Annotated in this window: 12 protein-coding genes and 1 rRNA gene; 5 read left to right on the top strand and 8 right to left on the bottom strand. The window is 69.7% G+C overall.

The features are described from left to right. A 16S ribosomal RNA gene (locus tag FHR66_RS15790) occupies window positions 1-82 on the bottom strand; the annotation flags it as partial. A 739-nt stretch (window positions 83-821) separates the two neighbouring features. After that, a complete protein-coding gene (gene tyrS / locus FHR66_RS15785; RefSeq protein ID WP_160968622.1) occupies window positions 822-2,033 on the bottom strand; it encodes a tyrosine--tRNA ligase in 1,212 nt (403 codons plus the stop codon). A gap of 168 nt (window positions 2,034-2,201) precedes the next feature. Here tyrS and FHR66_RS15780 point away from each other — a divergent pair, with 168 nt between their 5' ends. Continuing rightward, a complete protein-coding gene (locus tag FHR66_RS15780) occupies window positions 2,202-3,656 on the top strand; it encodes a peptidoglycan DD-metalloendopeptidase family protein (protein WP_160968624.1) in 1,455 nt (484 codons plus the stop codon). 89 nt (window positions 3,657-3,745) lie between these two features. Next, window positions 3,746-4,876: an anhydro-N-acetylmuramic acid kinase gene (locus FHR66_RS15775; protein WP_160968626.1), complete on the top strand. Its 1,131-nt coding sequence runs from the start codon at window positions 3,746-3,748 to the stop codon at window positions 4,874-4,876. Window positions 4,877-4,891: 15 nt separating this feature from the next. On the opposite strand, the gene FHR66_RS15770 is transcribed toward FHR66_RS15775, so the two are convergent. The 3 genes from FHR66_RS15770 to FHR66_RS15760 form a co-directional block, all read right to left on the bottom strand. Then, entirely contained in the window at window positions 4,892-5,119 is a 228-nt protein-coding gene (locus tag FHR66_RS15770) for a hypothetical protein (protein ID WP_160968628.1), read from the bottom strand. Between the two features lie 65 nt (window positions 5,120-5,184). Further along, window positions 5,185-6,504 carry an AmpG family muropeptide MFS transporter gene (locus tag FHR66_RS15765; RefSeq protein ID WP_160968630.1) on the bottom strand — a complete coding sequence of 440 codons (1,320 nt, stop codon included), beginning with the start codon at window positions 6,502-6,504 and terminating at the stop codon, window positions 5,185-5,187. Further along, window positions 6,501-7,301 carry an exodeoxyribonuclease III gene (locus FHR66_RS15760; protein WP_160968632.1) on the bottom strand — a complete coding sequence of 267 codons (801 nt, stop codon included), beginning with the start codon at window positions 7,299-7,301 and terminating at the stop codon, window positions 6,501-6,503. Before FHR66_RS15760 ends, FHR66_RS15765 begins: the two co-directional genes overlap by 4 nt. A gap of 129 nt (window positions 7,302-7,430) precedes the next feature. On the opposite strand from FHR66_RS15760, the gene pyrE reads away from it, so the two are divergent. Both pyrE and FHR66_RS15750 read left to right on the top strand, forming a co-directional pair. Further along, complete coding sequence (gene pyrE / locus FHR66_RS15755) at window positions 7,431-8,090, top strand: orotate phosphoribosyltransferase (protein WP_160968634.1); 660 nt, start codon at window positions 7,431-7,433, stop codon at window positions 8,088-8,090. 18 nt (window positions 8,091-8,108) lie between these two features. Then, window positions 8,109-8,780 (top strand): hypothetical protein, encoded by a 672-nt coding sequence (locus tag FHR66_RS15750; protein ID WP_167087929.1) that lies wholly within the window; start codon window positions 8,109-8,111, stop codon window positions 8,778-8,780. Window positions 8,781-8,825: 45 nt separating this feature from the next. Here FHR66_RS15750 and FHR66_RS15745 read toward each other — a convergent pair whose 3' ends face one another. Genes FHR66_RS15745 through coaBC form a run of 3 tightly spaced genes read right to left on the bottom strand, consistent with a single transcriptional unit; the run spans window position 8,826 to window position 12,919 of the window. After that, on the bottom strand, window positions 8,826-11,159 hold the full coding sequence (locus tag FHR66_RS15745; RefSeq protein ID WP_160968636.1) for a phosphomannomutase/phosphoglucomutase: 2,334 nt from the start codon (window positions 11,157-11,159) through the stop codon (window positions 8,826-8,828). 15 nt (window positions 11,160-11,174) lie between these two features. Then, window positions 11,175-11,645 carry a dUTP diphosphatase gene (gene dut / locus FHR66_RS15740; RefSeq protein WP_017907877.1) on the bottom strand — a complete coding sequence of 157 codons (471 nt, stop codon included), beginning with the start codon at window positions 11,643-11,645 and terminating at the stop codon, window positions 11,175-11,177. Then, window positions 11,642-12,919, bottom strand: coding sequence for a bifunctional phosphopantothenoylcysteine decarboxylase/phosphopantothenate--cysteine ligase CoaBC (gene coaBC, locus FHR66_RS15735; protein ID WP_343160680.1), 1,278 nt, complete (start codon window positions 12,917-12,919; stop codon window positions 11,642-11,644). Before coaBC ends, dut begins: the two co-directional genes overlap by 4 nt. 96 nt (window positions 12,920-13,015) lie before the next feature. Between coaBC and radC the strand changes: the two genes are divergently transcribed. Next, window positions 13,016-13,690 (top strand): RadC family protein, encoded by a 675-nt coding sequence (gene radC, locus FHR66_RS15730; RefSeq protein ID WP_160968640.1) that lies wholly within the window; start codon window positions 13,016-13,018, stop codon window positions 13,688-13,690. Window positions 13,691-13,775: the final 85 nt, after the last annotated feature.

The raw sequence follows: 13,775 nt of genomic DNA, 5'->3' as shown, positions 1-13,775 counted from the left end.
CTCTCCTGTGCTGCCGTTCGACTTGCATGTGTTAGGCCTGCCGCCAGCGTTCACTCTGAGCCAGGATCAAACTCTTCACTTAAAATTACAGGCCCGAAGGCCAATACTTTGATATGCAGAGTTCAAACCAAGCTACGTATCGCTTGCAAAGCAATTGATTTGTTGCTCTTGATTCGAACGTCTGCAAGATGGACATACTTCCACCTGCAGGCGTCCTCACAAGTTACCTGCGCACACTGTCAAAGAACTTCGGGGCCGGCCTCAGCGCCTTTCCCTTTTTCGCCCCGACGTTTCCGTCCGAGTGAGCCGCCCATTATAGCGGGCTTTTTGTTTCCGTCAACACCTCATTTCGAGGCGGTTGACGCTGGTTCGCCTTCAAACCCGAAGGCTTTTCGTCGAACCGAGCCGCCCATCATAGCGGCTTTTTTCTTGCCGTCAACACCTTGTTGATCAAGGCCTTGACGCCGCTTCTTCGTCCAAACCCGCTGGCTTTTCCTCGAAGCGAGCCGGCCATATTAGCCGACTTTTTCACTTCGTCAACACCTTTTTGAGGAGGCTTTTGACGCCCTTGCCGCGTTGCCGTAAAGGCGTTGCGTCAGGGGAGGGAAAGTATGGCTCCAAATCGTCCGTTTGGGAAGAGGGTGTGAAAACTTTTTTCACTCTGTCGTCGCAGAGCCCTGTAAGGGCCCTGTCTCCCCGCTGCCTGCGCGATCAGTCAGTACCGGCCGCGTGAGCGACGACTCCCTATATAGATGTGCAAGCCGCCACCTCCGCACTAGCCTTCTGCCCGTCCCGCCGGGGCCGGGGCCGGGCAGGCAATCTCATGCAGCGATGAGTTGCACGCGGGCGAAGGTGCGCTTGCCGACCTGCAGCACGCCTTCGAAGCCGGGCGCGAAGCTCTGCTGCGGATCCTCCACCACCTCGCCGGCCACGCGCACCGCCCGCTCCTTCAGCTTGCGGGTGGCCTCGGAATTGCTGGCGGTCAGGCCCGCGGCGGTCAGCAATGCGGCGATCCGCAGCCCCTCCGCCGGCACCGCAACCTGCTGCAGCGGCAAGGCACTGGTGTCGCCCTGCCCGGTCACCACCGCGTGCCAGCCGACGATGGCCTGTTCGGCGGCCGCGGCATCGTGGAAGCGGGTGGTCAGTTCGCGCGCCAGGCGCAGCTTCACTTCGCGCGGATGCAGGCTGCCGGCCTGCACCTGCTGCCGCAGCGCCTGCGCCTCGGTCATGCCGATCTCGAAGGACAGCAGCTCGATCCAGCGCCACATCAGCTCGTCGCCGATCTTCATGGTCTTGGTGACGATGTCGATCGCCGGCTCGCTGATGCCGATGTAGTTACCCAGCGACTTGGACATCTTGTTGACCCCGTCCAGGCCCTCCAGCAGCGGCATCGTCAGCACGATCTGCGCCGGCTGCCCGTAGTGCTCCTGCAGGCCACGGCCCATCAGCAGGTTGAACTTCTGGTCGGTGCCGCCCAGCTCGACGTCGGCCTTCAGCGCCACCGAGTCGTAGCCCTGCACCAGCGGATACAGGAATTCGTGGATGGCGATGGACTGCTGCGCGGCGTAGCGCTTGGCGAAGTCGTCGCGCTCGAGCATGCGCGCGACGGTGTGCTGCCCGGCCAGGCGGATCATGTCGGCCGCGCTCATCTGCCCGAACCACTCGGAATTGAAGCGCACTTCGGTACGGGCGCGGTCCAGCACCTTGAACACCTGCTCCTCGTAGGTGCGCGCATTGGCCAGCACGTCCTCGCGGGTCAGCGGCTTGCGGGTGACGTTCTTGCCGGTCGGGTCGCCGATCATCCCGGTGAAGTCGCCGATCAGGAAGATCACCTGGTGCCCCAGGTCCTGGAACTGGCGCATCTTGTTCAACAGCACGGTGTGGCCGATGTGCAGATCCGGCGCCGTGGGATCGAAGCCGGCCTTGACCCGCAGCGGGCGGCCGCTGCGCAGGCGGGCCTCCAGTTCTTCACGCTTGAGGATTTCGTCGGCACCGCGGCCGATCAGGGCAAGGGACTCTTCGATCGTGGACAAAACTGGAACTCCGGCGAATGGCGTCAAGCAAGATGAATGGCGTTAAGAGCGAGTTAACCATGCAGCCAGGTGAAAATCCGAGCCGGCTCAATGGTTTGACGCGCTGTAGAACGATGTTTATGGTAGCCGAGTTTTGAGCTCGCGCTTCGGGCTCGTGAGGAAGCCTTGATGCCCAACAGTGATCAGGAACGCGCGCGCCGGCAGCGTTTCCAGCAACGCCTTCACGTTCTCCACGACACTGCGCTGCATCGCAAGTTGAAGGAACATCTTCCCGCCGGCCGCTGGACGCGCCGCCACTGGATCCACGCCAGCCTGTTCGCCACCATCGGCGCGATGGTCGCCACCATCGTCCCGGGCTTCTCCAACGCCATCGACGTGCCGCTGCAGACCACGCAGGCGACGCTGGCACTGCCGTTGCCGCCGATCTCGCTTGCCCAGCAACAGCAGGCCGCGAACACCGACAACTGGCAGGTGGTGCGGATCCAATCCGGGCAGACCCTGGGTTCGGTGTTCGAGCAACTCGGCCTTCCGGCTACCGTGATGCAGCGGGTGCTGGACCATCCGGGCACCCACGACGCGCTGACCAAGCTGCGCCCGGGCGCGGAGATCGGCTTCGACCTGGCCGACGGCGGCGACCTGCGCGCCCTGCGTTTCGACCGCGACGCCACCCACCGGGTGGAGCTGTCGCTGCTGGGCGACGACATCAAGGAAAAGGTGATCGAGCGCGAGACCAGCACGCGCACCGTGGTCACCAGCGGCGAGATCACCAGTTCGCTGTACGTGGCCGCGCGCAAGGCCGGGCTGTCGCCGTCGGCGATCGCCACGATGACCGACGAGATCTTCAAGTACGACATCGACTTCGACAAGGACCTGCAGCCGGGCGACCGCTTCAGCGTGGTCATGGACGAGACCTGGCGCGAAGGCGAGCGCATCGATACCGGCAAGATCCTGGCGGCGACCTTCACCACCCGCGGCAAGACCTACAGCGGCTTCCGCTTCGAGCGCGGCGGCAAGCCGGCCGAATACTTCGACGTGACCGGGCGGCCGCTGAAGAAAAGCTTCATCCGCATGCCGGTGTCCTACAGCCGCATCAGCTCCACCTTCGGCGCGCGCAAGCACCCGGTGCTGGGCACCATGCGCATGCACAAGGGCATCGACTACGCGGCGCCGACCGGCACGCCGATCATGGCGGCCGGCGATGCGCGTGTGCAGTTCGTCGGCACCCAGCGCGGCTACGGCAACGTGGTGATCCTGGACCACGGTAAGGGCTACAGCACCCTGTACGGGCACATGTCGCGCTTCGGCGGCGTCAAGGTGGGCCAGCGCATCAACCAGGGCACGGTGATCGGCTTCGTCGGCATGACCGGCATGGCCACCGGTCCGCACCTGCACTACGAATTCCGCGTGGACGGGGTGCAGCGCAATCCGGCCTCGGTGACGATGCCGCCGCCGACCCCGCTGGCCGGCGCCGAACTGGCCGCGTTCCGCGCGCAGACCTCGCCGGCGCTGGCGCGCATCCAGCGCGTGGAGAAATTGATCTACGCCGATGCCGACGAGCCGGGGGCGAAGAAGAAGAAGGTCGTCGCCTCGTCCAAGGCCGCCGCCTCGCACGACGCCGGCTGAGCGCCAGCGACCGGTTCCGCCGCGCCGCGCATTGACGGGCGGCGGTACCTGGCCCACGCTGCGGCGCCGACCGCCGCCTGGTGCCTTGCATGCCCTCGCCTTCCGCCGTTTCCGACGACGCCCTGTTCCTCGGCCTGATGTCCGGCACCAGCGCCGACGGCATCGACGCCGCGCTGGTGCGCTTCGACCATGACGGACGCCCACAGCTGCACCTGGGTCGCACCTACGCCTGGGCACCGCAGCAGCGCGCCGCGCTGATCGCGCTGGGCGAAGGCGGCGACATCGCCTCGCTGGACGCGCTGGGGAAGCTCGACGCCGAGGTCGCGATCGCCTTCGCCGAGGCGGCGCTGCGCCTGCTCGACGACGCCGGCGTGGCGCCGGCCGCAGTCCGCGCGATCGGGTCGCACGGGCAGACCGTGCGCCACCGCCCGCTGGCCGACCCCGCCTTTACCTGGCAACTCGGCGACGGCAACCGCATCGCGGAGCTGACCGGCATAGCCACGGTCTGCGATTTCCGCCGCCGCGACGTCGCCGCCGGCGGCCATGGCGCACCGCTGATGCCGGCCTTCCATGCCGCGATGCTGGGGGCGGCGCACGAGGACCGGGCCGTGCTCAATCTCGGCGGCATCGGCAACCTGACCCTGCTGCCGGCGCACGGCGCCGTGCGCGGCTTCGACACCGGCCCGGCCAACGCCCTGCTCGATGCCTGGTGCCAGCGCCATCGCGGCCAGCCCTACGATGCCGGCGGCGCGTTCGCCGCCAGCGGCGCGGTCGACGCCGACCTGCTGCAGCGCCTGCTGGCCGATCCCTGGTTCGCACTGCCGCCGCCCAAGAGCACCGGGCGCGAGCAGTTCCACCTGCGCTGGCTGGAGGCCTGCCTGGAGGCGACGGCGCCCGCTCCGGCCGCGGTGCAGGCGACGCTGCTGGAACTCACCGCGGTCACCGTCGCCGACGCGCTGCAGACGCAGCAGCCGGCGACCCGGCAACTGCTGGTGTGCGGCGGCGGCGTGCACAACCCGCTGTTGCTGGCGCGGCTGCAGGCGCGGCTGCCGGACGTGCAGGTGCAATCGACCCAGGCGCAGGGCCTGGACCCGGACTACATCGAAGCGATGGGCTTCGCCTGGCTGGCCCGGCAGACCCTGGCCGGACTGCCGGGCAACCTGCCGTCGGTCACCGGCGCACGCGGTCCGCGCATCCTCGGCGCGATCCACCCCGCCTGAGCGACGCGTCGAAGGTCAGAAGCCGCTGCCGGACGGCAGCGCGCGCAAGGCCGCGATCGCCTCCGACAGCGCATCCACCTCGCGGTGCTCGAACCCGCTGCGCACGTCGTGCTCGCTGGAGAACAGGCCTTGCTCGATCAAGGCCAGCACCGCCTGGCGTTGGGTCCAGCCACGCGCGACGGCGATGCGGCGGATGCGTTCGAGCAGGAACGGGTCGATATCGCGCAACACAAGGTCGCTCATGCGGACTCCCGGGCAGCGGCGCACGGATGCGCCGTTGCTCATCATCCGTGCCTCAGGGCGCCCTTTCAATCGCCGGACGCGGTCGCCTGTGGCGTCTGTTCGCGGATCCGCGGCCACAGCCAGGCCAGCAGCAGCAGGGTCGGGATCACGGTGAAGGCGCTGAGCACGAAGAAGGTGCTGTAGGAGGTGGCTTCGACGATGTAGCCGGAGACGCCGCCGACGAACTTGCCCGGCAGGTTGGCCAGCGACACCAGCAGCGCGTACTGGGTGGCGGTGAAGTTGCGGTCGGTCAGCGAGGACATGAAGGCGACCAGCACGGTGCCGGCGAAGCCCTGGAACAGGTTGTCGGCGCTGAGCGCGGCGTAGAACGACCAAAGCTGGCCGGGGTTGTGCGCCATCAGCAGGAACGCCAGGTTGGACAGCGCCACGCCCAGCGCGGCGACGAGCAACATGCGCCGGAAACCGAAGGCGGCCACCGCCAGACCACCGGCGAAGGCGCCGGCGATGCCCATCCAGACTCCGAACAGCTTGGAGACGGTGGCGATGTCGGCCTTGTCGAAGCCCGAGTCCAGGTAGAACGGGCCGGACATCACGCCGATCACCTGGTCGGGGAACTTGAACAGGCCCACGAACAGCAACAGCGCCAGCCCCAGCGCCAGGCCGTTGCTGGAAAAGAAGCTGGAGATCGGCTGCCAGAACGCGCCGACCACGTCGATCCTGCGCACCACCGTCGAGGCCGGCACCTCCGGCTCGCGGCACAGCAGGGTGGTGAGGATCGGCAGAAGCATCAGCCCGGCCATGACCAGATAGGCCACGGTCCAGTCGCCGTACTGCGCCAGATACAGCGCGCCGGCGCCGGCCAGGATCAGGCCGATGCGGTAACCGAAGGTGTAGGTCGCGGCGAGCGCAGCCTGCGCCGACAACGGCGCGATCTCGATGCGATAGGCGTCCACCACCGAGTCCTGGGTGGCGCCGGCGAAAGAGGCGATCAGCACCCACAGCACCAGTGCGCCCACACTCAGTTCGGGGCGGGTGAACGCCAGCGCCACCAGGCCGATGGCCACGCCCAACTGCGAGACCAGCAGCCACGAGCGGCGCCGGCCGAGGAAGCCGAGCAGCGGGAAGCGGTAGCGGTCCAGCAGCGGCGCCCACAGGAACTTGAGCAGGTAGAAGAAGCTGGCCAGGCTGATCAGGCCGATGCTGCCCAGGTCCAGGCCGACGTCGCGCAGGCGCGTGGACAGGGTCTGCGAGGCGATCAGCAGGAACGGCAAGCCGCTGCCGAAACCCAGCAGCGCCATCGTCGCCGCCGACGGCGTGGCGAAGGCGCGCTTGATCCCGGCCCAGCCCTTGTAGGACACCGGCGCCGCGGCAGTACCGCCGCTCATTCGCGGTAGTCCACCGTGAACGGCGCATGGTCGGAGAAGCGCTGCGCGGTATAGATGGAACAGCCCTGCAGGCGCTCGCGCAGGGTCGGAGTGACGAACTGGTAGTCGATGCGCCAACCGACGTCATTGGCGCGCGCCGCGCCGCGGTTGCTCCACCAGGTGTAGTCCTGGCCCTCCGGATGCAGCGCGCGGTAGGCGTCCACCCAGCCGCGGCCGCTGGCCGGGTCGGCGTCGTCGGCGCGATCGGCGCACAGGCCGTTGAGCCAGTCGCGCTCGGCGGGCAGGCAGCCGGAGTTCTTCTGGTTCGACTTCCAGTTCTTGATGTCCAACGCCGAGCGCACGATGTTCCAGTCGCCGCACAGCACGTAGTCGCGGCCGCTGTGCAGCCACTCCACCAGGATCGGCCGCAGCCAGTCCATGACCTGGAACTTGTAGCCCTGGCGCAGCTCGCCGGAGGACCCCGAGGGAATGTAGAAGGACACCACGCTCAGGTTGCCGAAGCGCGCCTCGATGTAGCGGCCTTCCTCGTCGAACTCGGGCCAGCCCAGTGCGGTCCGCACCTCGTCCGGCTCACGCTTGCTGTAGATGGCCACGCCGCTATAGCCCTTCTTGGTGCTGGCGTCGCGGAACCAGACCCGGTAGCCGTCCGGCAGGAACGCCGGCCCGGCCAACTGATGCTCCTGCGCCTTGGTCTCCTGCACGCACAGCACGTCCGCCTGCTGGGTGGCGAACCACTCGAAAAAGCCCTTGGTGGCGGCCGACCGCAGGCCGTTGGCGTTGAAGCTGATGATGCGCATAGAGCCGGGATTCGGGATGGAGGGATTGGGGATTCGTGGAAGCGTACCCCATGCGTGGACGCTGCACGCTCGCGACCAGCTATGCTTTTACGAATCCCGTCATCCCCAATCCCGAATCCCGGCCCCCCAATGACCGACTACCGGCAACGTTTCCTGCAACTGGCCCTGGACGCGGAGGCGCTGCGCTTCGGCGAGTTCACGCTGAAGTCCGGGCGCCTCAGCCCTTACTTCTTCAATGCCGGGCGCTTCGATTCCGGCGCCAGCATGGCGCGACTGGCGGCGTGCTACGCGGATGCGGCCGATGCCGCCGGGCTCGACTTCGACCTGCTGTTCGGCCCGGCCTACAAGGGCATTCCGCTGGCCACGGCAGTGGCCTGCGAGTACGCGCGGCGCGAGCGCGACCTGCCGCTGGCGTTCAACCGCAAGGAGGCCAAGGCGCACGGCGAAGGCGGCAGCCTGATCGGCGCGTCGCTGGCCGGCCGCCGGGTGCTGATCGTGGACGACGTGATCACCGCCGGTACCGCGATCCGCGAGGCGCTGGGCATCATCCGGGCCGCCGGCGGCGAGCCGGCCGCGATCCTGGTCGCGCTGGACCGCCAGGAGATCGCCGCCGAGCACGACCGCCGCTCCGCGGCGCAGGCGGTGGCCGCCGAAGCCGGCGTTCCTGTGGTCTCGGTCGCGCATCTTGGCGACCTGCTTGCATTCATCGACGGAAACGCAGACCTTGTCGGCTTCCGCGAACCGCTGCTGGCCTACCGGGCCCGCTACGGTTGCGCTTCGTCTGGCTGACAGCAGGGGGCTGCCACGATGCCGATCCGACCACGCAATCGCGTCCTGCCGGCCGTGCTGGCGCTGCTGGCCTTGCCGGTCGCGGCGCAACAGGCATCGGCACCGTCCAAGAAGCTGTACTGCTGGAACCAGGGCGGCCAACGCACCTGCAGCGATGCGCTGCCGCCGGAGGCGGTGAACCAGGCACGCGACGAGTTCAACGCGACCAGCGGCATGCGCAGCGCCGAAGTCGGGCGTGCGCTGAACGCCGAGGAACGCGCCGCGGCCGCCGCCGACGCCGCGCAGCAACGCGCCGACCAGGCCGCGCTGGAGACGCGCAAGCGCACCGACCAGGCGATGTTGCTGTCGTACCAGACCGAGGACGAACTGCGCCGGGTGTTCGCCGAGCGCATCGGCATCGTCGACAACAACATCCAGACCGCGCGCTACAACGTGGAGAGCCTGCGCCAGGGCCTGATCGGCCTGCTGTCCGGCGCCGGCGCGCGCGAGCTGGCCGGGCAGAGCGTGCCGGCCAAGACCGCCGACGATGTGCAGCAGCGGCACCGCGCCTTGCTGTGGCAGTTGCGCATGCAGAAGAACTTCGAACAGCAGCGGCTCGGCCTGGATCAGGAAATCGAGGACGTGCTGCAGCGCTATCGCGCGGCCCGAGGCAACGGCCCGGCACAGTCCGCGACCACCGCCGGCGGCTGAGCCGGCGCGCGGCCCGGCGCCCGGACGATCCCGGGCGCGAGCGACTCAGAAGGTCGGCGTCACCGCCGGCAACAGCGCCTGCAACTGGGCGCGGAACAGCGCCTTGATCCGCTCCAGCGCCGCCGTGTTGTCGGCTTCGAAGCGCAGCACCAGCACCGGCGTGGTGTTGGAAGCGCGCACCAGGCCCCAGCCGTCGGGGAAATCGGCGCGCAAGCCGTCGATGGTCAGCAGCCGCGCGCCGGCGAACGGCGAGCCGTCCTGCTGCGCCCGCGCGACCAGGTCGGCGACCAGCGCGTGCGCGTCCTGCCCGTCCACCGGCAGCTTGATCTCCGGCGTGGCCACGCTGTCGGGCAGCTCGGCCAGCACGTCCGACGGCGACTCCTCGCGCTGGGCCAGGATCTCCAGCAGCCGCGCCGCCGCGTACAGGCCGTCGTCGAAGCCGTACCAGCGCTCCTTGAAGAAGAAGTGGCCGCTCATCTCGCCGGCCAGTTCGGCGTCGGTCTCGCGCATCTTCGCCTTGATCAGCGAGTGCCCGGTCTTCCACACCAGCGGGCTGCCGCCGTTGCGCAGCACGTAATCGGACAGCTTGCCGGTGCACTTGACGTCGTAGATCACCAGCGCGCCGGGATTGCGTTGCAGCACGTCGGCGGCGAACAGCATCAGCAGGCGGTCCGGATAGATCACCGTGCCCTCCTTGGTGACCACGCCGAGGCGGTCGGCGTCGCCGTCGAAGGCCACGCCCAGGTCGGCGTCGAAGCGCCGCACGGTCTGCACCAGATCCTCCAGGTTGCGCGGCTCGCTGGGGTCGGGATGGTGGTTGGGGAAGGTGCCGTCGACATCGCAGTACAGCGGCACGACCTCGGCACCGATGGCCTCGAGCAGCCGTGGCGCCAGCTCGCCGCCGACGCCGTTGCCGGCATCGGCCACCACTTTGAGCGGGCGGTCCAGCTGCACGTCGTCGGCGATGCGCTGGATGTAGTCGTCGCCGACGTCGCGCTGCTGCAGCCGGCCCGGCTCGTCGGCCACCGGCAGGCGGCCGGCGCTGATCCGCGCGTGCAGATCGGCGATGGCGGCGCCGGACAGGGTCTCGCCGCCGACCACGATCTTGAAGCCGTTGTAGTCGGCCGGGTTGTGGCTGCCGGTCACCGCAACGCAGCTGCCGGCACGCAGGTGGTAGGCGGCGAAGTACACCACCGGGGTCGGCGCCAGGCCGATGTCGGTGACATGGCAGCCGGCGCGGCGCAGGCCCTCGATCAGCGCGGCCGACAATTCCGGTCCGGACAGGCGGCCATCGCGGCCGACCACCACCTCGTTGAGCCCCTGCTCATGCATCACCGCACCGATCGCCTGGCCGATCAGCGCCGCGACCTGCGGGCTGAGGTCGCGGCCGACCACGCCACGGATGTCGTAGGCGCGGAAGATCTCCGGCGCCACCGTGAACGCCGGCACCGGCTTGGCCGGCGCGGCCTCCTCGGTGGCGGACGGCGGCGGCGGCGGCTCCTGGCGTTGCAGGCTCTGCTGCAGGGTGTGTTCTTCGGCGGCCGCCGCGCCGGCGCGGCGCGGCCGCGGCTGCGGCAGGCGCCCGCGCGCGGCCAGCAACAGCAGCGCGCCCAGCACCAGGCACAGGCCGGCGACCAGCAGGCAAGGCAGCGCGCCCAATCCCAGCGGACCGGCTTCGGTATCCGGCAGCGAGGCGACCATGCGCAGGCCGCTGTCGCCGACCGGGCGCGACATCGCGTCGGCGCGATCGTGCAGCGCAGTGTCGCCGGCGGCGATCACGTCGTAGCTGCCCTGGCGCAGGGCCAGATAGCCGGTGCCCGGCACCGACGCGTGCGCGACCGGGTCGGTGAGCAACGCCAGCGGCAGGCGCAGGTAGACCACCCCGGCGCTGCCCCCCAGCGAGACCGGCGCGGCCAGGCCCAGCCGGGGGCCGCCGCCGTCGCGGATCACCGCGCTGGCGAGCTTGCCGGTCATCAGCGCCTTCTCCAGCAGCGCCAGGCGGCCGTAGCCGAAGTGCGCCGCATCGGTGTAGCCCGGTTCCAGATCGGCCGGCAGCACCTGTGCGTCCTCGGCCTGCGCCCAGTCCGCACGCAGGGCCTGGGCGGCGGCCGCGGCGTCGCCGCGGCTCAGCGCTGCCTGCACGGCCGGCTGCTGCAGGCGCTCGGACAGGCGCTTGCCCACGCCCGCCAGCGCCTGCTGGGTCTGCGTCACCGCGGCATCGCGCGCCTGCTCCAGCGTGGCGGCGGCTTGCTCGGCCCGCCATTGCTCGACCCCGCTCCAGCCGAACCAGACCACCAACAGCACCAGCAGCACCGTCAGCAGAGGCGCCACCTTGCGCAAACCGTGCGGCACCGGCCGCGCTTGTGTTGCCTCGCTCATGCAGACGATCCCCTGTCAGCGCACTCCGGTATGGCCGAATCCACCCGTTCCCCTGGCGCTGTCGGCGAAAGTATCCACCACCTGCAGGGCGACGCGCACGACCGGCATCACCACCAACTGCGCGATGCGGTCGCCGGGGGCGATGGTGAAGTCCTCGCGGCCGCGGTTCCAGACGCTGATCAGCAGCGGTCCCTGGTAGTCGGCGTCGATCAGGCCGGTGCCGTTGCCGAGCACGATGCCATGGCGATGGCCCAGGCCCGAGCGCGGCAGCACCACCGCGCACAGCTGCGGATCGGCGATGTAGATGGACAGGCCACTGGGGATCAGCGCGGTGTCGCCCGGCGCCAGGGTCAACGGCGCCTCGGTGGCCGCGCGCAGGTCGAGCCCGGCGCTGGCTTCGGTGGCGTAGTCGGGCAGCGGCCAACTGTCGCCGAAGCGCGGATCCAGCAGCTTCACCTGCAGCGGATAGGGCGTGGGAGTGCTCATGCGTGCAGCCTCTGCGCGATCAGGTCCAGCAGTTGTTCAGCCAGCTGCGTCTTGGAGACCGCCGGGAAGTCGCGTTCGCCATCCTGCCAATAGGCGGTGGCCGCGTTCTGGTCGCTCTCGAAGCCGTTCCCGGCCACCCCCACCCGGTTGGCCACGATCAGGTCCAGGTGCTTGTCGGCGAGTTTGCCACGGGCGTAGCGCTCGATGTCGTGGGTCTCGGCAGCGAAGCCGACCACCAGCTTCAGCGCCTGGGTCTGCGCGGCGACCTCGGCCAGGATGTCCGGGGTACGGGTCAGCTCCAGGGTCAGGGTCTCGCCGCTCTTCTTGATCTTCTGCGTCGCCACCTGCTTGGGCGTGTAATCGGCGACCGCGGCGGTGCCGATGTAGATGTCCGCCGGCAGCGCGCCGAGCACCGCCTCGCGCATCTGCGCGGCCGAGCGCACGTCGATGCGCTGCACGCCGGCGGGCGTAGGCAAATGCACCGGACCGCTGACCAGCACCACCTCGGCCCCCAGCCGGGCGGCGGCCGCGGCCAGCGCGTAGCCCATCTTGCCGCTGCTGCGGTTGCCCAGGTAGCGCACCGGATCCAGGTCTTCGTAGGTGGGGCCGGCGCTGATCACCAGGCGCAGGCCGCGCAGGGCGCTCGTGCCAGTGGCAGTGCCGGAACGCGACGGGACGGCGGCCGCGGCCGCGGCGGCCGACACGGCGCTCTGGTCCGTATGCCCCGCCAGCGCGGCAACGATCTGCTCGGGTTCGGCCAGGCGGCCCGGGCCGGACTCGCCTTCGGCCAGCGGGCCATCGTTCGGGCCGACCACCTGTGCGCCGCGCTGGCGCAGAGTGGCGACGTTGGCCTGGGTGGCCGGGTGCAGCCACATGCGGTGGTTCATTGCCGGGCACACCGTCAGCGGCGCGGTGCTGGCCAGGCACAGCGTGCCCACCAGGTCGTCGGCCAGCCCGTGCGCCAGGCGCGCCAGCAGGTCGGCGGTGGCCGGCGCCACCACCACGTGCTCGGCCCAGCGCGCCAGTTCCAGGTGGCCCATCGCCTGCTCGGCGCCGCTGTCCCACAGCGTGGTGCGGGTGAGATGGCCGGACAGCGCCTGGAAGCTCAGCGGGGTGACGAACTGCTGCGCGCCGGCGGTCATCGCCACCTGCACCTCGGCGCCGGCGTCGCGCAGGCGCCGCACCAGTTCCAGCGCCTTGTAGGCGGCGATTCCCCCGCCGACGCACAACAGCACACGTCGCCCCTGCAGGGGCCTTTCCAAAATCGGGGTCACGTCGGGAATGTCCTACCCATACAAGGACGATTAGCTTACCCGATGGGTTTTGGCGGCCTGATACCGTTGCGCCATGTCGGCCGGCACCCTGGCGATATGCACATCTCCGACTGGCCCTGCGAAGAACGTCCCCGGGAAAAGCTGCTGGCACGCGGTCCCCGGGCCCTTTCCGACGCCGAACTGCTGGCGATCTTTCTCGGCTCCGGCCTGCCCGGCAGCGACGCGGTGCGCACCTCGCGCGACCTGCTGCAGCGGCATGGGCCGCTGCGCACGCTGCTGGACCGAACACCCGGCGACCTGGTGCGCCTGCCCGGGCTGGGGCCGGCGCGCGCCTGCCAGCTGTCGGCGGCGCTGGAACTGGGCCAGCGCCACCTGGCCGCGGAACTGCAGCGCGGCGACACCCTCAGCAACCCGGTCAGCGCCGGCCGCTACTTCGCGCAACGCCTGCGGTCACGGCCGTACGAGGTGTTCGCCGCGCTGTTCCTGGACACCCGGCACCGCTGGCTGGCCTTCGAGGAACTGTTCCAGGGCACCCTGGACGGCGCCGAGGTGCACCCGCGCGAGGTGGTCCGGCGCGCGCTCACGCTCAATGCCGCCGCGGTGATCATCGGCCACAACCACCCGTCCGGAAACCCGGAGCCCTCCCCCGCCGACCGCGCCGTCACCGAGCGGCTGAAGCAGGCGCTGGACCTGATCGACGTGCGCCTGCTCGACCACTTCATCGTCGGCGACGGTGTGCCGGTCTCGATGGCGTCGCGCGGCTGGGCCTGAGCCGCCGCGGTGGGGGGCGAACCGTGCTGGCGTGGGGCCCGTCCCGGCGCAGCCAGCCTGGATTCCGCAAGGCAGGCGACCGGTC

The organism is Xanthomonas sp. F4, assembly GCF_011761895.1.
The sequence above is the reverse complement of the archived record's forward strand: the minus strand, read 5'-3'. Positions and strand labels throughout refer to the sequence as shown.